Source organism: Aureimonas frigidaquae (assembly GCF_001463905.1).
Classification (GTDB): Bacteria; Pseudomonadota; Alphaproteobacteria; order Rhizobiales; family Rhizobiaceae; genus Aureimonas; species Aureimonas frigidaquae.
In genome coordinates, this window is record NZ_BBWR01000002.1 from 540,707 (window position 1) to 566,211 (window position 25,505).

Consider the following 25,505-nt stretch of genomic DNA (forward strand, 5'->3'; position numbering starts at 1 on the left):
AGACGACAAGCAGTCGGCACCCCCGTGTGCAACGGGCCCATAGCGCATATGTAGCACGGAACAGGCACGCAAGGCGAGGCAGCGGAATGGACTCTCGGCACGGCTGGCTAACGATCGTCCGGCTGGCCCTGGCGCAGACCGCCATTGGAGCGATCGTCGTGCTGACGACCTCGACGCTGAACCGGGTCATGATCGTGGAGCTGGGGCTGGCGGCGACGCTGCCGAGCTTTCTGATCTCGCTCCATTATACCGTGCAGCTCTCGCGCCCCCGCTTCGGCCACGCATCCGATGTCGGCATGCGCCGCACGCCCTGGATCCTGGGCGGTATCGCCCTCCTTGCCTGCGGCGCGCTCCTGGCAGCCTGCGCAACCGGCATCATGCGCACGGCCCCGATACCCGGCTATGCGCTGGCGCTCGTCGCCTTTCTGATCATCGGCGCGGGCGTCGGTGCCTCGGGGACCGCCCTCCTGACGCTGGCCGCCGCCATCGTGACGCCGGAGCGCCGCGGACCGGCGGCGACACTCATGTTCACCATGATGATCGCCGGCTTCGCACTGACCACGTCGCTCGCCGCGCGTTTTCTGGAGCCCTTCTCGATGATGCGGCTCATCGCCGTCACCGGCACGGTGGGCCTGTGCGCCCTCGTCTCCGCAACGCTCGCGCTCTGGCGGCTCGAAGGACAGGGCAGGACCGCCGCGCAACCCACTGAAGCACGGACCGGAGGCTTCAGCGGCGCCTTCGCCGGCGTCTGGCAGGAGCGCAGGACGCGCGGCTTTGCCTATTTCGTCTTCCTGTCGATGCTGGCCTATAGCGGCCAGGATGTCGTGCTGGAGCCGTTCGGTGGCATCGCCTTCGGCCTGTCGCCCGCAGGGACGACCCGCCTGGCTGCCTGGCAGAATGGCGGGACCTTCCTCGGCATGCTGGTGGTGGCGCTGGCCGGGGGGCTTCTGGGCCGGCGCTACCCCGATATTCTGCGTTGGACGGCCATTCTGGGCTGTGTCCTGTCCACCGCGTGTCTTCTGGCCCTCGCCGCAGCCCCGCTGGACGCTCAACGCTTTCCGATCTTCGGCGTCGGTGCCGTCCTCGGCTTCGGCCTCGGCGCCTTCACCATTTCGGCGATCGGCGCCATGATGGCCATGGCGGGTGGAACTTCCGGGCCTGAAGGCGACGGGCGACAGGGCCTGCGCATGGGTGTCTGGGGCGCGGCGCAGGCCATGGCCTTCGCCGGCGGCGGGCTGGCCGCGGGGCTGATGGTCGATATTGCAGGCTATGTCGGCGGCTCGGCCGTCATCGGCTATATGACGGTCTTCCTGTGCGAGGCAGCGCTGTTCGTGATCGCCGGCCTCCTGGCCCGCCGGGCGATCCGCACCGATCCCGCGCGCGCGACCGCGGCCTTTAGGAGCTCGCCCATCACGCAGCCGCAACCGGACGTGACAAACGTGAAGCCCCCGCACAGCCGCTCCACTTGACCCCGGCCGCAGATACGGTAGCCCTCCGCGCAGGGCGCGAAGCTTCAGGCACAGCGTCATCTGCGAGGACAGCCACCATGCAAGACCCGATTTCCTTCATCGACCTGGCAGCGCAGCAGCGGCGCATTCGTGACCGCATCGATGCGCGGCTCGCCCGCATCATGGATACGGGCGCCTATATTCTGGGCCCGGATGTGAAGGAGCTCGAAGCGGCCTTGTCCGACTATGCCGGCCTGGCGCATACGCTGGGTTGCGCGTCCGGCACGGATGCCCTGATGCTGCCGCTGATGGCCTGGCAGATCGGGCCGGGCGATGCGGTCTTCGTGCCGAGCTTCACCTTCGCCGCAACGGCGGAGGTCGTCGCGCTGGTGGGTGCGAGCCCGGTTTTCGTGGACGTCCTTCCCGACACGTTCAACATGGACCCGGAAAGCCTGGACCGGGCCATTCTGCAGATCCGCGATGCCGGGAAGCTGACCCCCAAAGCGATCATCGCGGTGGACCTGTTCGGGCAGATTGCCGACTACCCCTCCATTCGCGCCATTGCCGACACCTACGGCCTCAAACTGATTTCCGACGCGGCACAGGGTTTCGGCTCGACGCTGAACGGCGAGCAGGCCGGCCGGTTCGCCGACGTGGTCGCGACGAGCTTCTACCCGGCCAAGCCGCTCGGCTGTTATGGCGATGGCGGCGCCGTCCAGACGGACGATGCCGAGCTGGATGCCATCATGCGCTCGCTCCATGTGCATGGCCAGGGTACGGACCGCTACGACAATGTCCGGATCGGCATTACCGGGCGTCTCGACACGTTCCAGGCGGCGGTTCTTCTGGAAAAGCTGCCGCTCTTCGACGAAGAGATCGCCGCCCGCCAGCGCGTGGCCGAAATCTATGAAAAGGGCCTGCGGGACCTCGTCATCACGCCGGAGATCATGGACGGGGCCGTATCCACCTATGCCCAGTACACGATCCGCATCCGGGGCGGGCGGCGCGCGCAGTTCATGGCCCGCATGCGAGACGCCGGCGTTCCAACCGTGATCTATTACGGCAAGCCGCTGCACAAGCAGACGGCCTATCTCTCCTACCCGGTCGAGTCGGGCGCCCTGCCCGTCTGCGACGCGCTTTGCGAGGAGGTGGTGAGTCTCCCGATGCACCCGTACCTCGAGCGTGATACGCAGCAGCGAATCATCGACGCGGCCCGCGCGGCCCTGGACGACGCACGCGCTGCCTGACGGGCCGGCAGATCGTGCGGCAGGCTGCCTAAGCCGTGGGCAGCCTGCTACCCGCGGTCTATTGCCACCTTACAAAAAGGGATAAGGCCCCATTATCGGGCTTGGCTTTTGCCGTCGGTGCGACATTCTCAACATATCGTCGTCCATCATGCGGCGCGGGACCAATGGGGATTATGCCGAATGCCATTCGATGAGATGCTGGTGGATAATGGCACGGTGCGCGCCCCTTACACGCGCTTCCAACGATGGTTCGAGCAGCAGGACCCGCAGGCGCTGGCCAGCAAGGCCGGCGAGGCCGAGGGCTTCTTTCGGCGCACGGGGATCACCTTCAACGTCTATGGCCAGCAGGAAGCCGCCGAACGGCTGATCCCGTTCGACCTCGTGCCGCGGATCATATCGGGCGCCGAATGGGCGCCGCTCGCGGAAGGCATCGAGCAGCGCGTGAACGCGCTCAACGCCTTCCTGCACGATATCTACCACGATCAGGAGGTCGTCCGGGCCGGGGTTGTCCCCGCCAGCCTGATCGAGCGCAATGCCGCCTACCTGCCGCAGATGGAGGGCTTCAGCCCGCCGGGTGGGGTCTACACGCACATTATCGGCGTCGATCTGGTGCGGACGGGCGAAGGCCAGTTCTACGTCCTGGAAGACAATGCCCGCACACCGTCGGGCGTGTCCTACATGATCGAGAACCGCGAAACGATGATGCAGATGTTTCCCGAGCTCTTCGCGCAGAACCGCGTGCGCCCGGTCGAAAACTACCCGCGCCATCTGCGCCACTCCTTGTCCCGCGTGGCGCCCAGCGCCTGCGGCGGCACGCCGCGCATCGCCGTCCTGACGCCGGGCATCCACAATTCCGCCTATTACGAACATGCCTTCCTGGCCGATCAGATGGGCGTGGAACTGGTCGAGGGATCGGACCTCAAGAAGATCGACGGCCGCATCGCCATGCGCACGACGCAGGGCTATCTGCCGATCGACGTCCTGTACCGCCGGGTCGACGACGCCTTCCTGGACCCGCTCGCCTTCAATCCCGATTCGCTGCTGGGCGTGCCCGGCATCATGGAGGTGTACCGCAACGGCGGAATCACCATCGCCAACGCGCCGGGGACCGGCATCGCCGACGACAAGGCCATCTACTCCTACATGCCCGAGATCGTCCGCTTCTATACGGGCCGCGATGCCATACTGGAGAACGTGCCGACGCATCGGTGCGCCGAACCCGATACGCTGGCCTATGTCCTGGAAAATCTGGCCGAACTGGTGGTCAAGGAAGTTCACGGTTCCGGCGGCTACGGCATGCTCGTCGGACCGGCCGCCAGCCGCGAAGAGCGCGAGACCTTCGCCGCCAAGCTGCGCGCCAATCCGCACAATTACATCGCACAGCCGACCCTGGCGCTGTCCACCGTGCCCATCCTGGCCGAAGCCGGGTTGGCGCCCCGTCATGTGGACCTGCGGCCCTTCGTGCTCGTCAGCGACAAGGTGAAGATCATACCCGGCGGGCTCACCCGCGTGGCCTTGAAGGAAGGCTCCCTGGTCGTCAATTCGAGCCAGGGCGGCGGCACCAAGGACACCTGGGTTCTGGAGGACTGACATGCCGCTTTTGGGACGTACTGCAAACGGGCTGTTCTGGATGCAGCGCTATATCGAGCGCGCCGAGAACACGGCCCGGCTGATGGATGCCGGGCTGCGCCTTTCCCTGACCAACCTGTCCAGCGAGGCGGAGGAATGGAACTCCATTCTGGTCACGACCGGCGTTCTCGACGATTACAAGGCCCAGCACACGGAGTTTGACGCCGCCACGATCACCGAGTTCATGCTGCGTGACCCGGCCAATCCGTCGAGCATCCTGAACTCCATGGCCATTGCCCGGACCAACGGGCGCATGGTCCGCACCGCCCTCACGCGGGAGACGTGGGAAGCGATCAACGAAAGCTGGATGCTGCTGCGCGACAAGCTTTCGCGCCCGGTGGACGACCTGCCGGCGCTCCTGGAACTGGTCAAGCAGCGCTGCGCCCTGATCCGCGGTTCCTTCTACGGAACGATGCTGCGCAACGAGATCTTCGATTTCTGCAATCTCGGGACTTTCCTGGAGCGGGCGGACAATACGGCCCGCATCATGGACGTGAAATACTGGGTGCTGCTGCCGCAGCATTCCTCGGTCGGATCCTCGCTCGACAATTACCAGTGGGGCTCGATCCTGCGCTCCGTATCGGCCCTGCGCTCCTATGCCTGGGAATACGACGCGGAGTTCAAGGCCGTGGACATCATGGATTTCCTGATCCTGAACCGCCGCATGCCGCGATCGCTCGCCTATTGCTACCGGCTGATCGAGGAGAGCCTGGGCTATCTCAGCCGCGTCCACGACGGCGAGGTGGAAGCCCATGCGACCGCACGCCGGATCGCCCAGCGCCTGGAAGAAGCCAGTGTGACGGATATCATCGATGGCGGGCTGCACGAGTTCCTCGAAGCCTTTATCGTCGACAACAACCGCCTGTCGGACGAAATTGCCCGCGCATATCGTTTTCACAGTTGAAGCTCTGTGGAGACACCCTGTGGATTGCTGGAATGAGCGGCCCGCCTGGCCTATAGATCATGAGGATGGCCTGCCGGGGCCATGCGTCCGCTTTTCCTGCGCAGGTTCAAGACCATGACCTATTGCGTCGGCCTTCTTCTGAACAAGGGCCTCGTCTTCATGTCCGACACCCGCACCAATGCGGGGGTGGACAACATTTCCACCGTGACCAAGATGAAAGTCTGGTCGCGTCCGGGCGACCGGTTCCTCTGCCTCCTGTCGGCCGGCAACCTGGCCACCACGCAAGCGACGATCTCGCTCCTGGAAGAGCGGGGGCTGCACCCGTCCCAGCGCAACCCTTCGCTCTTCGAGCAGCCGTCCATGTTCCAGACGGCGATGCTGGTGGGCGAGACTCTGAAGGAAGTCATTTCCTACACGACGCCGACGGGGCAGCAGGCCGACAGCCGCTTTGCCGGCACGTTCCTGCTCGGCGGTCAGATCAAGGGCGGTAAGCCGCGCCTGTTCATGATCTACCCGGAGGGGAACTTCATCGAGGCCGGAGAGGACAACCCCTTCTTCCAGATCGGTGAGCACAAATACGGCCGTCCGATCATCGTGCGGACCTACGATCCCAACATGTCGGTCGAGAATGCGGTCAAGCTGATGCTCGTGTCTTTCGATTCGACCATAAAGTCCAACCTGTCCGTCGGAATGCCCATCGATCTGCAGACCTATCGCACCGATGCGCTCGAGGCGGGGTATCACCAGCGTTTCGACGAGCGGGACCCCTACTACCAGACCATTGCGAACGGATGGTCCTTCGCGCTCAAGGATGCGTTCGACAGGCTCCCCCCCTTCGTTCCGAAGGACGCTTAGCGAGACAGGCCCTTGGCCGCCAGCGCCTCCAGATACGCATTCCAGACCGCCTCCTGCCGGCCGGCCAGGTCGTGGAAGTAGGACCAGGTGAAGAGGCCCGTATCGTGCCCGTCGTCGAAGACGATGCGGATTGCGTAATGGCCCACGGGCAGGACATCGCGAATCGTCACGTCGCGCTTGCCGGCGACGGTGACGCGCTGCTCGGGTGAATGGCCCTGCACCTCCGCCGAGGGCGAACTCACCCGTAGAAGTTCGGCGGCAAATGTATTTTCCCGGCCCTCGGCGTCGATCAGCTTCAGGCTCCTGCGGTCCCGCGATACCACGATCCCCTTGGGCGGCGGTACGGTCTGGCTCATCACTCTTTTCCCTTCCGGGCGGTCGCGCACGGACCCGCACCTTGACCCCGGCCTACCGCGCTTCCAAATTCAGGACAAGTTCGCGACCTTTGGGAGCCTGCGTGGCGCATTTTCCGGCAATGACAGATACCCCGCCCCGCCCCGGACTCGTCGATCCGTTCGGCCGGGCGATTACCTATCTGCGCGTCTCCGTGACGGATCGCTGCGATCTGCGCTGCGTCTACTGCATGCCGGAGCATATGGAGTTCCTGCCCCGCAAAGACCTTCTGACGCTGGAAGAGATCGATCGCCTGGCCTCCGCCTTCATCGAGCGCGGCGTCAAGCGTCTGCGCCTGACGGGTGGCGAACCGCTGGTACGCAAGAACCTGATGAGCCTTGTCCGCTCGCTGTCCCGTCACCGCGTCACCGGTGCGCTGCAGGAGTTGACCCTGACGACCAACGGCACGCAACTCGAACGCCATGCGGCCGAACTGGCCGATTGCGGCGTGGAGCGCCTGAACATTTCTCTCGACACGCTGGATCATCACAAGTTCCGGCAGATCACGCGCTGGGGCGACCTTTCCCGCGTCATGGCCGGCATCGACGCCGCCCAGGCGGCCGGCATCGCGGTAAAGATCAACACCGTGGCCCTGAAGAACTTCAACCAGGGTGAAATCCCCCACATGATCCGCTGGGCGCACGGCCGTGGCATGGGGCTGACGCTCATCGAAACCATGCCGCTCGGCGAAACGGGCGAGGACCGGACCGACAGCTACCTGCCGCTTTCGCATCTGCGCGCCAGCCTGCAGGAGCGGCACGGCATGTCCTTGCGGGAATCGACCTATCGCAGCGGCGGGCCGGCGCGGTATTTCGAGGTTGCCGAGACCGGCGGCCGGCTCGGCTTCATCACGCCCATGACGCACAATTTCTGCGAAGGGTGCAATCGCGTCCGCGTGACCTGCACCGGCACCCTGTACCTGTGCCTCGGCCAGGAGGACAAGGCGGACCTGCGCGGCCCCCTGCGCGCATCGGAAGCCGACGACGCGCTCCACGCCGCCATTGATTCGGCCATTGCGACCAAACCCAAGGGGCATGATTTCGTCATCGACCGCGCGACGCGGCAGCCGGCGACGTCGCGAACCATGTCGCTCACCGGCGGTTGAGACCGTCGCGCACACCGCCGCCCCATTTTATCCGCATTGCTTGCACACTTATCCGTGTTGGAACGTGTGGGGGACTCTGCCGTTCCGCGGACAGCGCCCGCATCGGGCGGCACACACATTGGACCCCAGGGGAGTTCTCAGCACTATGAAGAAGTCTATCAAGCCCGTCCTGGCTCTCGCAGCCGTCGTCATGATCACCGCCGGCTGCACGCAGACCGAGCGTACGGTGAGCGGCGCGGCGATCGGTGGCGTCGGCGGTGCGGCGATCGGCAATGCCGTCGGCGGTGGCACCGGTGCCCTGATCGGCGGCCTGGGCGGCGCCGGCGCAGGCGCCCTGATCGGCCGCAACACCTACTGATATGGCGGTGGCACGCGGGCCTGCCCCGCGCGCCGTGCCGTCCTGCACCTATGTCGTGCCGATCATGCCGCCGCTTTCGTGGCGGCATTTTTCGTATCTGGCTCTCGCCCTAGCCGCGATTAGATCGTAAGACTTATCAGTGGCGGCCCGTTCGGGCACTTGCGTTCCGCAAAGCCTTCCATCGGAGCCCCGTTTCCGCCCTCGGGAGGCGGCATGGGGCGGTTTTTCACGCTCGCCGCGCCCAAGGTGCATTCGTGTCCACCCTCCGCCCCTCCGTCGAAGGCGCCAGTGCCGGCGACAATCTGAATGCCAGCCTGTTGATGATGGGGTCGACGGCGCTCTTCGTCATCAACGATACGCTGACCAAGATCGTGATGCAGGATCTGCCTCTGGCGCAGGTCATCGCCATGCGCGGCGTCATGGTCTGCCTTCTGCTCTTCGCCATCGCCTGGGTGCGCGGCGTCCTCCCCTCGCTCAGCGTCCTGAGCAATCCCTACGTCATCCTGCGCACGATCGCCGATGCCGTGACGACCTTCCTGTACATGCTGGCGCTGGCCAACATTCCGATCGGCAACGCCTCGGCCATCTACCAGGCCCTGCCCCTGGTCGTGACCGTCGGCGCCGCGATCTTCCTGGGCGAAAGCGTCGGGTGGCGCCGCTGGGTGGCGACCTTCATCGGCTTCATCGGGGTCATCATCATCGTGCGGCCGGGCATGGAGGGCTTCTCCATCTATTCCATCGCCGTTCTCCTGTCGGTGGTGTCCTCGGCCGCGCGTGACCTGGCGACCCGCCGCATGCCCCGCGGCCTGTCGTCCATCACCGTGGCGGCCATCACGGCGACCGCCATCACCGCGCTCGGCTGGATCGCCCTGCCCTTCGTCGGCATGGCGCCCTTCGAGCCCCTCCACGTGACCTTCATGGCGGTGGCGGCGGTGCTTCTGTCCTGCGGCTACATCCTGATCGTCGCGGCCATGCGGCGCGGGGATGTAGGCTTCGTCGCTCCGTTCCGCTACGCGGCGCTGGTCTTCGCGGTGCTGATGGGCTTCCTCGTCTTCAATGAACTGCCCGACCTCTGGGAGGTCGTCGGCTCGATCATCGTGGTCGGCTCCGGCCTCTACACCATCTATCGCGAGCGTCGACGGCGCGTCGTCAAGCCGATCAAAGCACAGGTTCACTGATGGATATGCGATCCGCACAGGCGCTGAAGTCCGTTCGGCAGGAACGCCCGCCCGCCCTTCTGGTTTTGGCGCTCGTGCTTGCCTCGGCCCTGTCGCCGCTCGCCATCAACATCTTCATTCCCTCCATGGCGTCGATCGCGGGCGATCTGTCGGCTTCCGCATCCACCGTGGCGCTGGGGCTTTCCCTGTACCTCGTCACGGTGGCCACGGTGCAGCTGATCGCAGGTCCCCTGTCCGATCGCTATGGCCGCCGGCCCGTCATGCTGGCGGGAATGGTGCTCTTCCTCATCGGCACGCTTATGTGCATCTATGCGGATAGCGCCGCCCTGTTCCTGGCCGGCCGCATCGTGCAGGCGGGCAGCGCCACCGGCATCGTCGTATCCCGGGCCATCGTGCGGGATCTCTTCGCCCGTGATCGTGCGGCCAGCATGATCGGCTACGTCACCATGGGGCTGGCGGTCGCCCCGCTGATCGGCCCGGCCATCGGCGGCATCATGGACAGCGCCTTCGGCTGGCAGTCCGTCTTCTGGCTGCTGGCCGCCTTCGGCGTGGTCACGCTGGCGATGATCGTGGCCAAGCTGCCGGAAACGGCGCACTCCATCGGCGCGCCGGTGCTCGTCCAGTTCGGGGCCTATCGCCTGCTCCTGCGTTCGGCCGCCTTCTGGCGCTACGCCGGCACGGCCACGCTCATCTCTGCCGTCTTCTTCGCCTTTCTGGGCGGAGCGCCCTTCATCGCCTCGCATCGCCTTGCCATGAGCCCGGCCGGCTACGGCATCTGGTTCATGGCCTGCTCGCTCGGCTATATTCTCGGCAACTTCCTGACCGGGCGCCTTTCGTCCCGCCTCGGCATCGAACGCCTCATGCGCGCCGGCACCTGGGTCTCCTTCCTGGCGACCCTGCCGCCACTCGTCCTCTTCCTCGGTGGGCACCTGTCGGCGGCAGCGCTGTTCCTGCCCATGCTGCTGGTCGGGCTCGGCAACGGGCTCGCCGTCCCGACCTCCACCGCCGGCGGCGTTTCGGTGCGGCCCCAGGCGGCGGGCGCCGCAGCCGGGCTTCTGGGCGCGGTGCAGATCGGCGGCGGGGCGGCAGCCTCCGCCATGGCCTCCGCCCTGTCGCACTCACATGTCGCGGTGGCGGCGCTCATGGCCGTCTTCGGGATCGGCGCCGTCCTGTGCGCCCATTGGCGGCCATCGGCATGATGATCGCCGGCCTGGTGCTCGCAGGCGGTGCCGGCACACGCATGGGCACGCCGCACCGTCTCAAGCCTCTGACGCTCCTGCACGGGCGGCCCCTCGCGGCCCATGCCGCCGGTGCGCTGGCCGGGCTCGATCCGATCCTTGTCAGCGGCCCCGCAGGCAGAGGGCTCGAAGCGCTCGGCTGGCCGGTCATCCGTGATCTGCGGGCATCGAGCCATGGGCCCCTGGCCGGGCTGGAAGCAGCCTATGCACACCTGTCCACGGCTTTTCCACAGGTAACCCACATTCTGTCCGTGCCCGGCGACACGCCCTTTCTGCCGCGCGATCTCGTCAGCGCCATGACCACGGGCACGGACGGGCGGATCGCCGTCGCGGCCAGCGGCGGCCAACTGCACCCGACGGCGGCGCTGTGGCCCATGACCGTTCTGGCCGGGTTGCGGACATGGATGGACGGCACCGAACGGCGGGCCTTGCGGGCCTTCATCGGCGCTGAGGAGTGGCGCGTCGTGGACTTCCCGGTGGCCGGGCCGATCGATCCCTTCTTCAACGTCAACACGCCGCAGGATCTTGCCGTCGCGGCCAGTGTGCCGCCACGGAACGCCTGAGCCGAGTCGGCTTGCCATTTGGCGCAGAAACGGCACTATCGCACCATTCTGCGGCACGCTTACAAACCGTGCCGAACCGCAGCAAAGATCATGAGGTACGACCCTATGCGCCTGATCCAACGGCTCCTGGTGGCCGCCGCGGCAATCGCCGTTCTTTCCGGTCCCGCCAGCGCGCAGGACTCCGACGCGGACAAGACCTGGACCGAAGTCCGGATCGGCACGGAAGGTGCCTACCCACCCTTCAACTTCATCAACGCGGCCGGTGAGGTCGAGGGCTTCGACGTCGATATCGCCAAGGCGCTCTGCGCGCAGATGAAGGTGACCTGCACCTTCGTCACCTCCGACTGGGACGGCATCATCCCGGCTTTGCAGAACGGCCGCTTCGACGCCATCGTCGCCTCCATGTCGATCACGCCCGAGCGTTCCGAGCAGGTCCTGTTCACCAACAAATACTACAACACGCCCGGCGCCATCGCCGTGCCCAAGGACAGCGAGCTGACGGAGGCGACGCCGCAGTCCCTTGCCGGCAAGACCATCGGCGCCCAGGGCGGGACGACCCATGCTCAGGCCGCGGAAGCCTACTTCCCGGATGCGGATGTGCGGGTCTACCCGACGGCCGAGGAATACAAGCTCGACATCGAGAACGGCCGTGTCGATGCCGTGACGGACGATATCGTCGTCCTGACCGACTGGCTGAAGAGCGATGCCGGCGCCTGCTGCAAGCTCCTGACCCAGCTTCCCGTCAAGGAAGAGATCTATGGCCCCGGCCTCGGCATCGCCTTGCGCAAGGGCAATGACAAGCTGAAGGCCATGTTCGACGAGGCCATCGTCGCCATCCGTGAGAATGGCGAATACAAGAAGGTCCAGGACAAGTATTTCGACTTCGACGTCTACGGCGAATGATCGAGCGCGCGGTGCGCGGGTTCGCCCGTGCACCGCGCCGGCCTGGCCCCGCATGCAGATGAGGCTCCACCCATGAACGAGCTGACGGCCCTCCTCGCCTATGGCGATGCAGGGTGGGGCGACGAGATCGTATCGGGCATCGTCATCACCGTCACCCTGGCGCTCGCGACACTGCCGCTGGGGCTCGTGGTGGGCCTCGTCATGGCGCTTGCCAAGCGCAGCGAGGATCCGGGCCTGCAGCTTTCGGCCAATATCTACACGACGATCTTCCGCGGCCTGCCCGAGCTTCTGACGCTGTTCCTCGTCTATTATGGCGGGCAATCGGCGCTGAACGCACTGACGGGGGCGAGCGGCCTGCCGGCGCTGACCATATCCAGCTTCCTGGCGGGCATGCTGGCGCTCGGCCTCGTCTTTTCCGCCTATGCGTCGGAAGTCTTCCTGTCGGCCTTCCAGGCCATTCCGGCCGGTCAGGCCGAAGCCGGCCGCAGCCTCGGCCTGCACCGGTGGGCGATCTTCTACAGGATCACCTTCCCCCAGCTCATGCGCCATGCCCTGCCGGGGCTGACCAATTGCTGGCAGAACCTCCTGAAGGATACGGCGCTGGTATCGGTGATCGGCCTTGCGGATATTCTGCGCCAGACGGGCGTGGCGGCGCGTGTGACGCGCGAGCCCTTCCTGTTCTTCGGCCTTGCCTGTGTGATCTTCCTGGTTTTGACCTTCGTATCCAACATCGGGGTCGGCCGCATCGAGCGCTGGACCCGCCGCGGCGAGGTGGTCCGATGAGCGCCGCCGCTTTGCGCCGTCGCCGCCCTGGCCTTGCCGGGGCGCTGGCCTTGAGCTTCTGGGCCGCTGTGGCGATCGGCATCGCCGTCTATCTTCATGCCTCGTGGAACCCGGCCTTCCTGGCCAATTACGGCATGCGCTACCTCGATGGCCTTTGGGTCACGGTGCAATTCGTCGTCCTGTCCTTCCTGTGCGGGGCGGTGCTGTCGGTGCCGCTCGCCTTCGGCCGCATGTCCGGCAACCGGCTGATCCGGGGCATCGCCTATGCCTATGTCAGCTTCTTTCGCGGCACGCCATTCATCGCGCAGATCTTCCTGATCTATTACGGCTTCGGCAGCTTTCGCGGCGCATTCGAAAGCGTCGGCCTGTGGTGGTTCTTCCGCGACGCCTGGTACTGCGCCATCTTCGCCATGTCCCTCAACACCGCCGCCTACCAGGGAGAGATCCTGCGTGGGGCGATCCGCAGCGTCCCGCGCGGCCAGTGGGAAGGAGCACGATCCCTCGGCATTTCCCCGTCGCTCGCCTTCGTGAAGATCATCCTGCCGCAGGCGCTCATGGTTGCGCTGCGGCCCTATGCCAACGAGGTGATCCTCGTCACCAAGGCGTCGGCGATCATCGCGATCATCACCATCTTCGATCTTTTCGGCGTGACGCGTCGGGCCTACAGCCAGACCTATGATTTCCAGGCCTATGTCTGGGCGGCGCTGATCTACCTTCTGATCGTGGAAACGGTGCGGAACCTGACCGCCCTTGCCGAACGCCGGCTGACGCGGCATCTGAAGCGCTAGAAGACGCCCTGCCCGCAACCGGCGGCGCGGCACAGACGATTTGCAAGGAAAGGTTCAATCATGGCGAATGTTGCGTATATCGGCCTTGGGGTCATGGGGTTCCCGATGGCCGGTCACCTGGCTCGCAAGGGCGGGCACGATGTCGCCGTGTACAACCGCACTGCCGCCAAGGCCGAGAGCTGGGCCCAAACCTATGGTGGCCGCGCTGCCGAAACGCCGCGCGCCGCCGCTGAAGGAGCGGATTTCGTCTTCACCTGCGTCGGCAACGACGATGATGTGCGCTCGGTGGTCTATGGCGATGATGGCATCCTTGCGGGCCTGAAGCCGGGCGCGATCCTGATCGACAACACCACGGCATCGGCCGAGTTGGCGCGTGAACTGGCCGAGGCCTGCCAGGCGCAGGATGCAGGCTTCCTGGACGCGCCCGTATCGGGCGGACAGGCCGGGGCGGAGAACGGCGTTCTCACCGTCATGGTGGGCGGGGAGCAATCGATCTTCGATACGGCCCGTCCCGTCATCGATGCCTATGCCCGCATGGTCGGGCTTATGGGGCCGGCCGGCTCGGGCCAGCTCGCCAAGATGATGAACCAGATCTGCATTGCCGGCCTGGTCCAGGGCCTGGCGGAGGCGGTTCATTTCGGACGCAAGGCCGGGCTCGACATCGAGGCGGTCATCGCCGTCATCTCCAAGGGCGCGGCCGGTTCCTGGCAGATGGAAAACCGCCATGCCACGATGATCGAGCAGCGGTACGATTTCGGCTTCGCAGCCGAATGGATGCGCAAGGACCTCGGCATATGCCTGAACGAGGCACGCAGCAACGGCGCGACGCTCCCGGTCACCGCACTCGTCGATCAGTTCTATGGAGAGGTGATCGCCATGGGGGGCCGGCGCTGGGATACCTCGTCCCTGCTGGCCCGGCTGGAGCGCAAAGACGATTGACGCAGCACGGCCGGGTCCGGGACGCCGTGGTCAGGCGTCCCGCTGATCCTTGTCCAGGATGAGATAGTCGAGCGGCAGTTCGGTCGTGTACTTGATCTGCTCCATCGCGAAGGAGGAGGAGACGTCGCGGATCTCGATCTTGGCGATGAGGCGCTTGTAGAAACTGTCATAGGCGGCGATATCCGGCACCACGACGCGCAGGAGATAGTCGATATCGCCACTCATCCGGTAGAATTCCGCAACCTCGGGAAACTCGGCCACCACCTCGGAAAAGCGCAGCAGCCACTCATTGCTGTGCGAGGAGGTGCGAACCGACACGAAGACGGTCACCCGGGCATTCACCTTCTGCGGATCGAGGATCGCCACGCGGCGCTTGATGACGCCCTCTTCCTCGAGCTTCTGGATGCGCCGCCAGCAGGGTGTTGTCGAAAGGCCGACACGCTTTGCCACGTCGGCGACCGCAAGGGTGGCGTCTTCCTGCAGGAGGCGTAAAATCTTTTTATCCAGGCGATCCATGGGCGTGTATCCGGTCGCGGCACGGGAAAATGATGTCCGCTTGTGCATGGTTGAGGCTGCTTTCGCAAGCGCTGCCTTTGCCTCGAGCCCCGTCCATGCCTATCTGCAAAGATCATCGCACAGCCGGCGAGCGCCAGGACAGGGAAACACGCAAGGATCATGAGAAGCGGCGCAGTCCTCCTGTTCACCCTGGCGTTGATCGGCGCCGGCCTCTTCCTCCTCATCACCGATACGGATGGCATGATCGGCGGCCTGGCACAGGATGATTTCGCGCGGCTCGTCTATCTCGGCGCCATCGTCGCGGTGCTCGGCAGTTCCGTCATCGTCATGTTTCGCGGCCATCTCGGCACCGCAGTTCGCAATGCGTTGTTCTGGACGGGCGCCTTCGTGCTCCTGATCGGCGCCTATGCCTATGGAACCGAGTTCAAAGCCTTCGGTGAGCGCTTCATGGGCGCGCTGGTGCCCGGCCATATGACGACGAGCCGTGAGGGAGACGCGCTTCAAGTGTCGGTCGGCCGGGGCTTCGACAATCACTTTCATGTCGATGCCGTCGTGAACGGGGTGGAGCTTCCCTTCCTGGTGGATACCGGCGCCAGCATGCTTGCCATGGACAGGGAGACGGCCCGCCGGATCGGCGTCGATCCGGACAAGCTCTCCTACTCGGCGCAGGTGCGGACCGCCAATGGCATCGCCAATGCCGCGATGATCCGGCTCGAAACCGTTGCGGTGGGCCCGATCGAGCGGCGCAACGTCACGGCCCTCGTCACCGAAAACGATGCCATCGGCGTCGGCCTTCTCGGCATGAGCTTCCTCGGGCAGCTCGCCTCCGTCGAGTTCCGGGGCGACAGGATGATCCTGACGGACTGACCGGCAGGCGGATGGCCCTTCCTCAGGCGGCCTGGGACAGGTCCACATGTTCGAGGGCTTCGAACAGGAGCTCGGGTCCGGCCCCGGGCCGCACCGCGCGGTCCGACAGGGCCTGCCGCCATGCCCTAGCGCCTGGACGCCCCGCAAAAAGCCCCAGCATATGGCGCGTTACATGCGACAGCCGCCCGCCTGCTGCCAGATGGCGCTCGGCATAGTCGGCCATTGCGGCGACGACGGCCGCCGGGTCGCTTGTCGGCGCGGGCGCGTCGCCGAAAAGCGGATCGACATTCATCAGATCCCCGGGGTTCTGGTAAGCCGCGCGTCCGAGCATGACGCCGTCCAGCCCTTCGGCGAGGCGGCGGCCTTCCGCGACCGAGCCGATGCCGCCATTCAAGCCGATAAAGCGGTTCGGCAGCCGCGCTTTCAGGCGCCGGACGCGCTCGTAATCCAGGGGCGGTATCTCGCGGTTCTCCTTCGGGCTCAGGCCCTTGAGCCACGCCTTGCGCGCATGGACCCAAAGCCCGTCGGCAGACGCAGCAAAGACCGCATCCGCCACCCGGTCGAGCGCTTCTTCCGGATCCTGGTCATCCACACCGAGCCTGCATTTCACCGTAACCGGTATCGTCACCGCCGCCTTCATGGCGGCGACGAGCTCGCCGACCAGCTCCGGCTGCAGCATCAGGCAGGCACCGAAGGTGCCGGACTGCACGCGGTCGGACGGGCAACCGACATTGAGGTTGATCTCGTCATAGCCGAAGGATTCGCCGATCCGCGCAGCCGCCGCCAGCTTGGCGGGATCGGAGCCCCCGAGTTGCAGCACGACGGCATGCTCGCAAGGATCGAAGCCGAGCAACCGCTCGCGTGGGCCGTGGATCGCCGCATCCGCCACCACCATCTCGGTAAACAGCACGGCATGCCGGGTCATCTGCCGGTGGAACGTGCGGCAGTGACGGTCCGTCCAGTCGATCATGGGCGCGACGGCGAAAAGTGGCAGACCGTCCTTGACACGATATGGCGTGCGGATGGATGGCGCAGCCCGGCTGGAAAGTGTATCAGGTGCAGACATGCGCGCCTTTTAGCGCGTTTTCATCGTCCGCACGATAGCTGGAATGCCGGATGCCCCGCAGGCAGCGGGATGCGGCATGGATGCCGGGTTGCGAAATGGGCTCCCGATCCCCATCTGAAGGGGGTCCCCCAAGAGGAAAATCACCATGTCCATGGCACGCATGACGGCTGAAGGCCGTCGCCTGCTCGCAAGCCTCGTCAGAGAGCCGAGCGGCGAGGTCGATAAAGACTTTATCGCGACCTTGTCGCGGCTCGGCTTCGTGGAACGGCGCGATACGCGCTGGCATGCCACCAAGTCCGGCAAGGACTATCTGAAATCCCAGCGCTAGAAGCATGGCGTGCGGCCCCGGCCGTTTGCGGAACGGCACGCCGCCCTACTTGTCGGTGACGTTTCCACCATATAGGCCGCTTCACCATGCGAGACGACGAGACTTCCCCGATCATCGTATGGCTGCGGCACGATCTGCGCCTCGACGACAATCCGGCATTGGCCCATGCCGCCGAAACCGGGCGCCCCGTCATCCCACTGTTCATCCTGCCCAAGGGCGACGGGGCCGTGCGCCCCTATGGCAGCGCGCATCTGTGGTGGCTGCACCATTCGCTCGAGGCCCTGGGCAAGGCGCTGGATGATTGCGGATCGCCCCTTGTCCTGAAGACGGGCGATACTCTGAAGATCCTGTCGCAGCTCACGCGTGAGACGGGTGCCGGTGCGCTCTACCTGAACCGGCGCTACGGGCCGGAGGCAAAGGCCATCGATGGTGCCCTGGCCGAGACGCTGGACGGCATCGAGATCGAGATTTTCGAGGCCAACCTCCTGCACGATCCCGATGCGGTGAAGACGGGCAGCGGCGGGTACTACAAGGTCTATACGCCGTTCATGCGCCAGGTCCTCGCGCGGCTGGACGAACAGCGCCACGCCATCGATGCACCCGAGCGCCTGACGCCGCCGAAAAAACGTGTGGCATCCGACGCGCTCGCCGACTGGTCGCTCCTGCCGACGAAACCGGACTGGGCCACGGGGTTCGGGCAATTGTGGACGCCGGGCGAGGCTGCGGCCAAGGAGCGGCTCGACACTTTCCTGGCCGAGGGGCTCGCCGACTATCCGAACGGCCGGAACATGCCCTCTCAGGACCGAACCTCCCGGCTTTCGCCGCACCTCCATTTCGGCGAAATCACACCGCTGCGCATCCTGGAAACGCTCCGCTCCCGCGCCGGCCACGTTAAGGGCGTGACGGACGAGGACCGCGAGGTCTTCGTCAAGGAACTCATCTGGCGCGATTTCAACCATCATCTCCTGCACCACATGCCGGACATGGCCTCGAAGAACTTCAACAAGCGCTTCGACGCCCTGGACTGGCAGGCACCCGGCGCGGCGCTCAAACGCTGGCAGCGCGGACAGACGGGATATCCGATCGTCGATGCGGGCATGCGGCAGCTCTGGCAGCTCGGCTGGATGCACAACCGCGTGCGCATGATCGTCGGCTCTTTCCTGGCCAAGGACCTTTTGATCGACTGGCGCGAGGGCGAGGCCTGGTTCTGGGACACGCTGGTGGACGGGGACGAGGCGAACAACACGTCCCAATGGCAGTGGATCGCCGGCACGGGCGCGGATGCGCAGCCCTTCTTCCGCATCTTCAACCCGGTGACACAGAGCGAAAAGTTCGATCCGAGCGGCGATTACATCCGCCGCTTCGTGCCGGAGCTTGCCGAACTGCCCGACGATCTGATCCACGCGCCGTGGAAGGCCGACAAGGCCGCGTTGGGAAAGGCGGGCGTGACACTGGGCAAGACCTATCCCGAACCGATCGTCGATCATGCGCAGGCGCGGGACCGCGCCAGCGCGGCCTTTCGCAAGCTGGGGTAACGGCTTCTGCCTTGCCTCCCGCAAGATGCATCCATAGGCTGGCCACGATTCGAATTGCGCCGGCCGCATGGCCCCTTATCAAAGCCGGATAGACCGTATGGAACGTAACCTTTCTGTCCTCGACACCATCGGGAATACGCCGCTCATCCGGCTGCGGCGCGCCAGCGAGGAGACCGGCTGCGAGATCTGGGGCAAGGCGGAGTTCATGAACCCCGGCCAGTCCATCAAGGACCGCGCGGGCCTCTTCATCATCCGCGATGCAGAGGCGCGCGGCCTGATCAAGCCGGGCGGGATCATCGTGGAGGGGACGGCCGGCAATACGGGCATCGGCCTGACGCTCGTCGCCAATGCGCTCGGCTACCGCACCGTTATCGTCATTCCGCAGACGCAGTCGCAGGAAAAGAAGGATGCTCTGCGCCTGATGGGCGCCGAGTTGATCGAAGTTCCGGCGGTGCCCTACCGCAACCCCAACAACTACGTGAAACTGTCCGGCCGCCTGGCCGAACAGATTGCCCGGACGCATGAGCACGGGGCGATCTGGGCCAACCAGTTCGACAATGTCGCCAACCGTGACGGCCATATCGTCACCACGGCCGAGGAAATCTGGCAGCAGACGGGCGGAGAGATCGACGGCTTCATCTGCGCCGTGGGCACCGGCGGCACGCTGGCCGGCACGGCCGCCGGGCTGAAGCGGCGCTCGGGCCATGTGCGCATCGGCCTGGCCGATCCGATGGGAGCGGCTCTCTACAACTATTACACGCAAGGGGAGCTGACGTCGGAAGGCTCGTCCATCACCGAGGGCATCGGCCAGGGGCGCATCACGGCGAACCTTGCCGACTTCGAGCCGGATTTCGTCTGCCAGGTGCCCGACGCGGAAGCCCTGCCGATCCTGTTCAACCTGGTGCATGAGGAAGGGCTGTGCCTCGGCGGATCGTCGGGGATCAATATTGCCGGGGCCATGCGGATGGCGCGCGATATGGGCCCGGGCCATACGATCGTCACCATCCTCTGCGATTACGGCAATCGCTATCAGTCGAAACTGTTCAACCCGGCTTTCCTGCGGGAAAAAGGGCTGCCCGTTCCCGATTGGATCGGCCGCGAACCGCAATTCGACATTCCCTTCGAAGCCGAGTGACGCGAAAGACGGCCATGACCGACAATCCTCTCCTCATCGATGCCAGGGCGCTGGCGCTGGCGCTGGACACGGTCAAGGTCGTCGACGCCTCCTGGTACCTGCCGGCGGATCGGCGCGATCCGGCTGCCGAATATGCGGAAGGCCACGTGCCGGGGGCCGTCTTCTTCGACCACGATGCCGTATCCGATCCGGATGGCGCCTTTCCGCACACGCTGCCCTCTGCCGCGCATTTCGGGGCAGCCATGGGTGCGCTCGGCCTGACCGTATCGGACGACATCGTCGTCTATGACGGCGCGGGTCTTTTCTCCGCCGCGCGGGCCTGGTGGCTGCTGCGCCGTTTCGGCGCGCGGAACGTGCGGGTCCTGGATGGCGGCCTGCCTGCCTGGCGCGCGGCCGGGCTGCCGCTGGAAAGCGGCTCGAAAAAGCCGGCACCGGCGCACTTCGCCGCCACGGATCATGCCGGCGACGCGCTCGACCTGACCGCCATGCGCGCGCTTGTGGCGGCCGGAACGGCACAGATTGCCGATGCGCGCTCCGCCCCGCGTTTTGCCGGATCGGCTCCCGAGCCGCGGCCGGGCGTGCGGTCCGGCCATATGCCCGGTGCGCGGTCCGTGCCCTATGGCGATCTCCAGGTGAACGGGCACCTGAAAAGCGCAGCGGAGCTGCGAAGCGCCTTCGAGGGCGCGGGCATCGACCCCGACGCCCCGGTCGTGACGAGTTGCGGCTCCGGCATCACCGCGGCGGTTCTGAACCTGGCGCTGGAATCGCTCGGCAATCGCGGAACGAAACTGTATGATGGTTCCTGGACCGAGTGGGGTTCGCAACCGGATACGCCGGTCGAAACCGGCCCGGCGCCGGAACGGGGTTTGAAGAATTGACGACAATCAGGACCGAGGTCACGCAGCTTGTCCTGCATTCGCTGCCGGATGGGGATACGCCGAAGCCCGAGGGTGTCGGCCAGCTCGACCTTTTGAGGGTGCGCAACATCCCGGTCGAATTCTATCGCTACCTCTATCGCGTCGGCCAGCCGCACCACTGGACCTCCCGCTGCCTGCCGGACAAGGCGCTGGCGCGGGAAGTGCATGCCGCAAACGTGCGGATCTACGTTCTGTATTGCGACGGCGCGCCGGCCGGCTGGTTCGAGCTGGATGTGGGCCGCGCGCCGCGCCAGACGCGGCTGGTGCACTTTGCGACCATGCCGGAATTTCGCGGACGCGGCCTGGCGCGCCATCTCCTGTCACGCGCCATCGTGGCCGGCTTCGAAGACGGGCCGAGCGGGCTGGTCGTCGAAACCAACACGCTCGATCATCCGGCTGCCCTGCCCCTGTATCGCAAGATGGGGTTCCGGCCGCTGTCCGTTCGGGAGGTCCTGACCATCGGCTTCCCGGATCCGGACCGTCCTGCCGACCCGGCCCAGAACGCTGGCACGCAGCCTTCGCGGGTTTGATGGGACAGGCGCGCCCAGGCCCCTTCACGACCCCATGCACCCCCGATCCGCCACCGCATCGACCAGCCATGCGCAGCTGCGCATCCTGGCGACAAGCGACCTTCACGCCTTCGTCCAACCCTATGATTACTTTACGGATCAGCCATCCCAGTCAGTCGGGCTGGCGCAGACGGCGGGGCTGATCAAGGCCGCGCGGGACGAGGCTCCGAACAGCCTTCTCTTCGACAATGGAGACTGGCTCCAGGGCTGCCCGACGGGCGACCGAGCGGTGCGGCAGAGGCATCGCGGCGCGGAGCGGACGCATCCGTGCATCAGGGCGATGAACATTCTCTCCTACGATGCCGCCACGCTTGGGAACCATGAATTCGACGACGGGCTCGATACCGTGCTCCACGCCATCGGCCAGGCACGCTTCCCCTTCGTCTGCGCCAACCTGACCCGCACGAAAAGGCCGGGCGATGACGCGGCTCCCAGCGCGATCGTGCCGCCCTTCGTGCTTCTGGACCGCACCCTGCGCATGGATGACGGCTCGTCCCGGCCGCTGCGTATCGGCGTGGTCGGCGTCCTGCCGCCGCAGGTCACGACCTGGAACGCACGCGTCCTGAATGGCAGCGTCTCCTGCCGCGACATGGTCGAGGCGCTGCGCGACATGCTGCCGGAACTGCGCGCCCGCGGCGCCGACCTCATCGTCGTGCTTGCCCATACGGGGATCGAGCCGACGGATCCGCAGGGCCGCTCCGGCCGCGAGAATGCCGCGCTGGAGATTGCCCGGCTGGACGGCATCGACGTCCTGATCACGGGCCACCAGCATCTGCGCCTGCCCGGCGCCGATTTTTCCGGCATTGCGGGTGTGGATGCGCAAGCGGGTCGCCTGCATGGCGTGCCGGCCGTCATGCCCGGCTGCTATGGCTCCGACCTTGGTATTGTCGACCTGACCCTGGCTCATGACCCAACCGGCTGGAGCACCCTGCGCTCGCATGCCTCCCTGCGGCCGATCAGCCGACGCCAGGATGGACGCACGGTCCCCCTCGTCACCGGCGACACACGGATCCTCGACGCGCTGGCAGAAGATCACCGCGACACGCTGGCCTTCATGCGCCAGCCGATCGGCAGGGTCGACAAACCCTTGCGCAGCTACTTCGCCCTCGTCACGAATGTCGCGCCGGTCCAGCTCATCAACCGGGCGCAGCGCGATCATGCGCGCCGGCTCATCGCCGGAACACGCTTCGAGGGCCTGCCAATCCTCAGCGCGGCGGCGCCGTTCAAGGCCGGGGGGCGCGGGGGACCCTTGTTCTACACGGATATTTGCGAGGGTGCGCTGGCCCTGCGCAACGTGGCGGATATCTATGCCTATCCCAACCGGCTGGACATCGTCGAACTGTCGGGCGAGGAACTCGTCGAATGGCTGGAAATGTCGGCGAGCCTTTTCAACCGGGTGGCGCCGGACAGGCCGGGGCCGCTTCTGCGCGCCGGGGCGGCGACCTATAATTTCGACGTGGTGGACGGCGCCACCTACGCCATAGACCTGACCGAGCCGCCGCGCTACGACGCGGAAGGCTGCCTTTTGTCACCGGCCCATCGCCGTATCGTCGATCTGATCATCGACGGCCGTCCGCTGGATCCGGCAGAAAGGCTCCTGGTTGCGACCAACAGTTTCCGCTCCTGCGGCGGTGGACATTTTCCCGGCCTGTCGCCCGAGCGGATCGCACTCTCGACAGCCGACGAAACGCGCGACATTCTCAGCGCATGGTTGAGCGCTCAGAGCTGCGTCGATGCATCGATACGACCCGGCTGGTCCTTCGCGCCAACGGGGGGAGCGCAGGTCCTGTTCGAAACGGGCACCGCAGCGCTGCCATATCTTGCCGATATTGCGCATCTGTCGCCCGAACCGCTCGGAACGACAGCGAACGGCTTTCTGAAACTCCGCCTGACCCTTCCCTGACCCATTAGGACGACCGTGAAGCGCCGCATCAGCCTGATTCTCGTTCTCCTTGCGCTGGCGACGCTCGCGGGCGCCGGCGTCTGGACATTCGGCCCCCGCGAGCCGGTGGCCCGCAGCGCCAACCCGCCCGCCATCGGCCCGGGCGATCCCGCCGCGTGGCTGGCATCCCAGGAAGCCGATATTCCCAACCTCAACCCGGCCGCGGCTAAGGAAATCATCTGGGCCTATCCCGCATCACGGGCGCGCACGCCCTATGCCATCGTCTATGTGCATGGCTTCTCGGCCACCAAGGCGGAGCTGCGGCCCGTGCCGGACATGGTCGCCAAGGCGCTCGGCGCCAATCTTTACTTCACGCGGCTTGCCGGCCACGGCCGCAACGACGCCGCCATGGCGGAGCCGACAGTCGGCGACTGGCTGGACGACCTGGCCGAAGCCGTCGCCATCGGCCGGCGGATCGGCGACCGGGTGATCGTCATGGGTACATCGACCGGCGGCGCCCTCGCCACCTATGGCGCGAGCCTGCCCGGCGTGATGGATGGTGTGGCCGGGCTGGTGCTCGTGTCTCCCAATTACGGCGTGCGCGACTGGCGCGGCTTCCTTCTGACCATGCCCTATGCGCGGCAGATCGTCCCCGTGATCAACGGGCCGGACTATGGCAGCGCGCCAGCCTCCCGCGCAGCGGACGAGGCCGCGCAAACCTATGGCTGGACCCGGCGCTTCCCCACCGTCGCGCTCCTGCCCATGGCCGCGCTTGCCGCAGCGGCGAAGGCCGTGGATGCGCAGAGCATCCATGTGCCGGCGCTCTTCCTTTATAATGATGGGGACATGGTGGTCGACAGTTCCGCCGTGCCGGCCATGGCCGCCCGCTGGGGAGCGCCGCACCAATTGCTCGCCATCGATGATACGGCGGACCCGTCGGGCCACCTCCTGGCCGGGGACCTGCGATCCCCGGCAACCAACGCACGCGTAGCCGATGCCATCATACAGTTCATCCGCAGTCTCGACTGACCGGGACGGCTGCCATGGCAGCTAGATGAGGAGATCGGCGAAGACCTGGTTCTCGGTGATATCCTGGTAGCGGATACCGGCCTCGTCCATGCGCTTCAGAAGGCTCGGGAAGTTGTCGGCGTTCCGGGTCTCGATCCCCAGGAGGATCGAACCGAAGTCCCGCGCGGACTTCTTGAGATACTCGAAGCGCGCAATATCGTCGTTCGGACCCAGAAGACCGAGGAAGTCCTTCAGCGCGCCGGGCCGCTGGGCAAGGCGCAGGACGAAATATTTCTTCAGGCCCTCGAAGCGCAGGGCGCGCTCCTTCACGTCCGGCAGGCGCTCGAAGTCGAAATTGCCGCCCGACACGACGAGGACGAGCGTCTTGCCACGGATCAACTGCTTGAGCGAGCGCAGCGCATCGATGGCGAGCGCGCCGGCCGGCTCCAGGACGATACCCTCGACATTGAGCATTTCCAGCATGGTCTGGCAGATGCGCCCTTCCGGGCTCAGCACCACATGGTCGGACGGAAAGCCGCTCAGCCGCTCCAGCGGCAGGGCCCCGATCTCCGCCACGGCCGCACCGTCGACGAAGCCGTCGATCTGCGGCAGCTTCACGCGCCGCCCTTCGGTCAGGGCCGTCTTCAGGCTGGGCGCGCCGAGGGGCTCCACGAAACGGAAATCCGGTGCCGACGGGCCGGCGAAGAAGGTGGTCACGCCCGAGGCGAGCCCGCCGCCGCCGACCGGCATGACGATCATGTCGATCGCCTCGCCCTTGAGCTGACGCTCGATCTCCAGCCCGACGGTCGCCTGCCCCTCGACGATATCCGCATGGTCGAAGGGCGGCACCATGGCGGCGCCGCTGACGCGGGCATACTCCCGGGCGGCGGCGTAGCTTTCGTCGAAGAAGTCGCCGACGAGCTCGATCTCGATCGCCTCGCCACCGAAGATGCGTGTCTTCTCGATTTTTTGCTGGGGCGTCGTCACCGGCATGAAGACGCGGCCCTTCAGGCCGAAATGGCGGCAGGCGAAGGCAAAGCCCTGGGCGTGGTTGCCGGCGGATGCGCAGCAGAAGCTGGCCGAGGTTTCCCCGGCCTCCAGCCGCTTGCGCATGAAATTGAAGGCACCTCGGATCTTGTATGAGCGGACCGGGGTAAGATCCTCACGCTTCAGGTAAATTCGCGCGCCATACTGCTTCGAGAGATGCTCGTTGCGTTGCAGGGGCGTCGCGGGGAACAGCCGCCTCAGTGCCTCTTCGGCCTTGGCGACGCCCTCCCTGAAAGTCTCATCCGTCATGATGGGGTCCGAAAAACGATGTCACGCCGCACGTGTCAGGCCGGGCAGCCGGAAC

Annotated in this window: 26 protein-coding genes; 22 read left to right on the forward strand and 4 right to left on the reverse strand. The window is 65.9% G+C overall.

What is annotated here, in order from left to right; genetic code table 11:
• The first annotated feature begins 86 nt into the window (after positions 1-86).
• The 5 genes from AUL30_RS02505 to AUL30_RS02525 all read left to right on the forward strand — a co-directional run bounded on the left by AUL30_RS02505 (position 87) and on the right by AUL30_RS02525 (position 6,083).
• A complete protein-coding gene (locus AUL30_RS02505; protein ID WP_062226240.1) occupies positions 87-1,469 on the forward strand; it encodes a BCD family MFS transporter in 1,383 nt (460 codons plus the stop codon).
• Positions 1,470-1,546: 77 nt separating this feature from the next.
• Positions 1,547-2,695: a DegT/DnrJ/EryC1/StrS family aminotransferase gene (locus tag AUL30_RS02510; protein ID WP_062226241.1), complete on the forward strand. Its 1,149-nt coding sequence runs from the start codon at positions 1,547-1,549 to the stop codon at positions 2,693-2,695.
• A gap of 180 nt (positions 2,696-2,875) precedes the next feature.
• Complete coding sequence (locus AUL30_RS02515) at positions 2,876-4,285, forward strand: circularly permuted type 2 ATP-grasp protein (protein WP_062226242.1); 1,410 nt, start codon at positions 2,876-2,878, stop codon at positions 4,283-4,285.
• A 1-nt stretch (position 4,286) separates the two neighbouring features.
• Entirely contained in the window at positions 4,287-5,228 is a 942-nt protein-coding gene (locus AUL30_RS02520) for an alpha-E domain-containing protein (RefSeq protein ID WP_062226243.1), read from the forward strand.
• A 114-nt stretch (positions 5,229-5,342) separates the two neighbouring features.
• A complete protein-coding gene (locus tag AUL30_RS02525) occupies positions 5,343-6,083 on the forward strand; it encodes a peptidase (RefSeq protein ID WP_062226518.1) in 741 nt (246 codons plus the stop codon).
• Here AUL30_RS02525 and AUL30_RS02530 read toward each other — a convergent pair.
• Entirely contained in the window at positions 6,080-6,439 is a 360-nt protein-coding gene (locus tag AUL30_RS02530) for a gamma-butyrobetaine hydroxylase-like domain-containing protein (RefSeq protein WP_062226244.1), read from the reverse strand. The two genes, AUL30_RS02525 and AUL30_RS02530, sit on opposite strands and share 4 nt — an antisense overlap.
• Before the next feature lie 119 nt (positions 6,440-6,558).
• Here AUL30_RS02530 and moaA point away from each other — a divergent pair, with 119 nt between their 5' ends.
• The 9 genes from moaA to AUL30_RS02575 all read left to right on the forward strand — a co-directional run bounded on the left by moaA (position 6,559) and on the right by AUL30_RS02575 (position 14,331).
• Positions 6,559-7,581: a GTP 3',8-cyclase MoaA gene (gene moaA / locus AUL30_RS02535; RefSeq protein WP_062226245.1), complete on the forward strand. Its 1,023-nt coding sequence runs from the start codon at positions 6,559-6,561 to the stop codon at positions 7,579-7,581.
• Positions 7,582-7,726: 145 nt separating this feature from the next.
• On the forward strand, positions 7,727-7,939 hold the full coding sequence (locus tag AUL30_RS02540; RefSeq protein WP_062226246.1) for a YMGG-like glycine zipper-containing protein: 213 nt from the start codon (positions 7,727-7,729) through the stop codon (positions 7,937-7,939).
• A 254-nt stretch (positions 7,940-8,193) separates the two neighbouring features.
• Positions 8,194-9,117 (forward strand): DMT family transporter, encoded by a 924-nt coding sequence (locus AUL30_RS02545; RefSeq protein ID WP_244490679.1) that lies wholly within the window; start codon positions 8,194-8,196, stop codon positions 9,115-9,117.
• Positions 9,117-10,316, forward strand: a complete 1,200-nt coding sequence (locus AUL30_RS02550) for a multidrug effflux MFS transporter (RefSeq protein WP_244490680.1) — start codon at positions 9,117-9,119, stop codon at positions 10,314-10,316. Before AUL30_RS02545 ends, AUL30_RS02550 begins: the two co-directional genes overlap by 1 nt.
• Entirely contained in the window at positions 10,313-10,918 is a 606-nt protein-coding gene (gene mobA, locus AUL30_RS02555) for a molybdenum cofactor guanylyltransferase (RefSeq protein WP_157069813.1), read from the forward strand. The genes AUL30_RS02550 and mobA overlap by 4 nt, the downstream gene beginning before the upstream one ends.
• A 105-nt stretch (positions 10,919-11,023) precedes the next feature.
• Complete coding sequence (locus AUL30_RS02560) at positions 11,024-11,821, forward strand: ABC transporter substrate-binding protein (protein WP_062226248.1); 798 nt, start codon at positions 11,024-11,026, stop codon at positions 11,819-11,821.
• 72 nt (positions 11,822-11,893) lie between these two features.
• A complete protein-coding gene (locus tag AUL30_RS02565; protein WP_062226249.1) occupies positions 11,894-12,604 on the forward strand; it encodes an ABC transporter permease in 711 nt (236 codons plus the stop codon).
• A complete protein-coding gene (locus tag AUL30_RS02570; protein ID WP_062226250.1) occupies positions 12,601-13,392 on the forward strand; it encodes an ABC transporter permease in 792 nt (263 codons plus the stop codon). Before AUL30_RS02565 ends, AUL30_RS02570 begins: the two co-directional genes overlap by 4 nt.
• Positions 13,393-13,452: 60 nt before the next feature.
• Positions 13,453-14,331, forward strand: coding sequence for an NAD(P)-dependent oxidoreductase (locus tag AUL30_RS02575; RefSeq protein ID WP_062226251.1), 879 nt, complete (start codon positions 13,453-13,455; stop codon positions 14,329-14,331).
• A 30-nt stretch (positions 14,332-14,361) separates the two neighbouring features.
• Here AUL30_RS02575 and AUL30_RS02580 read toward each other — a convergent pair whose 3' ends face one another.
• Positions 14,362-14,847: an Lrp/AsnC family transcriptional regulator gene (locus AUL30_RS02580; RefSeq protein WP_062226252.1), complete on the reverse strand. Its 486-nt coding sequence runs from the start codon at positions 14,845-14,847 to the stop codon at positions 14,362-14,364.
• 159 nt (positions 14,848-15,006) lie between these two features.
• On the opposite strand from AUL30_RS02580, the gene AUL30_RS02585 reads away from it, so the two are divergent.
• Positions 15,007-15,714 (forward strand): retropepsin-like aspartic protease family protein, encoded by a 708-nt coding sequence (locus AUL30_RS02585; protein WP_062226253.1) that lies wholly within the window; start codon positions 15,007-15,009, stop codon positions 15,712-15,714.
• Between the two features lie 22 nt (positions 15,715-15,736).
• Here AUL30_RS02585 and dusA read toward each other — a convergent pair whose 3' ends face one another.
• Positions 15,737-16,780 carry a tRNA dihydrouridine(20/20a) synthase DusA gene (gene dusA / locus AUL30_RS02590; protein WP_157069815.1) on the reverse strand — a complete coding sequence of 348 codons (1,044 nt, stop codon included), beginning with the start codon at positions 16,778-16,780 and terminating at the stop codon, positions 15,737-15,739.
• Positions 16,781-16,925: 145 nt separating this feature from the next.
• Between dusA and AUL30_RS02595 the strand changes: the two genes are divergently transcribed.
• From AUL30_RS02595 to AUL30_RS02625, 7 genes are all read left to right on the forward strand, one after another.
• Positions 16,926-17,108: a hypothetical protein gene (locus tag AUL30_RS02595; RefSeq protein ID WP_062226254.1), complete on the forward strand. Its 183-nt coding sequence runs from the start codon at positions 16,926-16,928 to the stop codon at positions 17,106-17,108.
• Positions 17,109-17,194: 86 nt separating this feature from the next.
• Positions 17,195-18,643 (forward strand): cryptochrome/photolyase family protein, encoded by a 1,449-nt coding sequence (locus AUL30_RS02600; RefSeq protein ID WP_062226255.1) that lies wholly within the window; start codon positions 17,195-17,197, stop codon positions 18,641-18,643.
• Positions 18,644-18,740: 97 nt separating this feature from the next.
• Positions 18,741-19,778: a cysteine synthase A gene (locus tag AUL30_RS02605; protein WP_062226256.1), complete on the forward strand. Its 1,038-nt coding sequence runs from the start codon at positions 18,741-18,743 to the stop codon at positions 19,776-19,778.
• Positions 19,779-19,792: 14 nt separating this feature from the next.
• Entirely contained in the window at positions 19,793-20,656 is an 864-nt protein-coding gene (gene sseA, locus AUL30_RS02610; protein ID WP_062226257.1) for a 3-mercaptopyruvate sulfurtransferase, read from the forward strand.
• Entirely contained in the window at positions 20,653-21,225 is a 573-nt protein-coding gene (locus AUL30_RS02615) for a GNAT family N-acetyltransferase (RefSeq protein WP_062226258.1), read from the forward strand. The genes sseA and AUL30_RS02615 overlap by 4 nt, the downstream gene beginning before the upstream one ends.
• A 34-nt stretch (positions 21,226-21,259) precedes the next feature.
• Positions 21,260-23,167 carry a bifunctional 2',3'-cyclic-nucleotide 2'-phosphodiesterase/3'-nucleotidase gene (locus AUL30_RS02620; RefSeq protein ID WP_062226259.1) on the forward strand — a complete coding sequence of 636 codons (1,908 nt, stop codon included), beginning with the start codon at positions 21,260-21,262 and terminating at the stop codon, positions 23,165-23,167.
• A gap of 15 nt (positions 23,168-23,182) precedes the next feature.
• Positions 23,183-24,175, forward strand: coding sequence for an alpha/beta hydrolase (locus AUL30_RS02625; protein ID WP_062226260.1), 993 nt, complete (start codon positions 23,183-23,185; stop codon positions 24,173-24,175).
• A gap of 21 nt (positions 24,176-24,196) precedes the next feature.
• On the opposite strand, the gene ilvA is transcribed toward AUL30_RS02625, so the two are convergent.
• A complete protein-coding gene (gene ilvA, locus AUL30_RS02630) occupies positions 24,197-25,450 on the reverse strand; it encodes a threonine ammonia-lyase IlvA (protein ID WP_062226261.1) in 1,254 nt (417 codons plus the stop codon).
• Between the last annotated feature and the right edge of the window lie 55 nt (positions 25,451-25,505).

Bases quoted from the DNA above. Each gene is read 5' to 3' on its own strand.
- AUL30_RS02505 (WP_062226240.1), top strand. From the start codon at position 87: ATGGACTCTCGGCACGGCTGGCTAACGATCGTCCGGCTGGCCCTGGCG.
- AUL30_RS02510 (WP_062226241.1), top strand. From the start codon at position 1,547: ATGCAAGACCCGATTTCCTTCATCGACCTGGCAGCGCAGCAGCGGCGC.
- AUL30_RS02515 (WP_062226242.1), top strand. From the start codon at position 2,876: ATGCCATTCGATGAGATGCTGGTGGATAATGGCACGGTGCGCGCCCCT.
- AUL30_RS02520 (WP_062226243.1), top strand. From the start codon at position 4,287: ATGCCGCTTTTGGGACGTACTGCAAACGGGCTGTTCTGGATGCAGCGC.
- AUL30_RS02525 (WP_062226518.1), top strand. From the start codon at position 5,343: ATGACCTATTGCGTCGGCCTTCTTCTGAACAAGGGCCTCGTCTTCATG.
- AUL30_RS02530 (WP_062226244.1), bottom strand. From the start codon at position 6,439: ATGAGCCAGACCGTACCGCCGCCCAAGGGGATCGTGGTATCGCGGGAC.
- moaA (WP_062226245.1), top strand. From the start codon at position 6,559: ATGACAGATACCCCGCCCCGCCCCGGACTCGTCGATCCGTTCGGCCGG.
- AUL30_RS02540 (WP_062226246.1), top strand. From the start codon at position 7,727: ATGAAGAAGTCTATCAAGCCCGTCCTGGCTCTCGCAGCCGTCGTCATG.
- AUL30_RS02550 (WP_244490680.1), top strand. From the start codon at position 9,117: ATGGATATGCGATCCGCACAGGCGCTGAAGTCCGTTCGGCAGGAACGC.
- mobA (WP_157069813.1), top strand. From the start codon at position 10,313: ATGATGATCGCCGGCCTGGTGCTCGCAGGCGGTGCCGGCACACGCATG.
- AUL30_RS02560 (WP_062226248.1), top strand. From the start codon at position 11,024: ATGCGCCTGATCCAACGGCTCCTGGTGGCCGCCGCGGCAATCGCCGTT.
- AUL30_RS02565 (WP_062226249.1), top strand. From the start codon at position 11,894: ATGAACGAGCTGACGGCCCTCCTCGCCTATGGCGATGCAGGGTGGGGC.
- AUL30_RS02570 (WP_062226250.1), top strand. From the start codon at position 12,601: ATGAGCGCCGCCGCTTTGCGCCGTCGCCGCCCTGGCCTTGCCGGGGCG.
- AUL30_RS02575 (WP_062226251.1), top strand. From the start codon at position 13,453: ATGGCGAATGTTGCGTATATCGGCCTTGGGGTCATGGGGTTCCCGATG.
- AUL30_RS02580 (WP_062226252.1), bottom strand. From the start codon at position 14,847: ATGGATCGCCTGGATAAAAAGATTTTACGCCTCCTGCAGGAAGACGCC.
- AUL30_RS02585 (WP_062226253.1), top strand. From the start codon at position 15,007: ATGAGAAGCGGCGCAGTCCTCCTGTTCACCCTGGCGTTGATCGGCGCC.
- dusA (WP_157069815.1), bottom strand. From the start codon at position 16,780: ATGTCTGCACCTGATACACTTTCCAGCCGGGCTGCGCCATCCATCCGC.
- AUL30_RS02595 (WP_062226254.1), top strand. From the start codon at position 16,926: ATGTCCATGGCACGCATGACGGCTGAAGGCCGTCGCCTGCTCGCAAGC.
- AUL30_RS02600 (WP_062226255.1), top strand. From the start codon at position 17,195: ATGCGAGACGACGAGACTTCCCCGATCATCGTATGGCTGCGGCACGAT.
- AUL30_RS02605 (WP_062226256.1), top strand. From the start codon at position 18,741: ATGGAACGTAACCTTTCTGTCCTCGACACCATCGGGAATACGCCGCTC.
- sseA (WP_062226257.1), top strand. From the start codon at position 19,793: ATGACCGACAATCCTCTCCTCATCGATGCCAGGGCGCTGGCGCTGGCG.
- AUL30_RS02620 (WP_062226259.1), top strand. From the start codon at position 21,260: ATGCACCCCCGATCCGCCACCGCATCGACCAGCCATGCGCAGCTGCGC.
- ilvA (WP_062226261.1), bottom strand. From the start codon at position 25,450: ATGACGGATGAGACTTTCAGGGAGGGCGTCGCCAAGGCCGAAGAGGCA.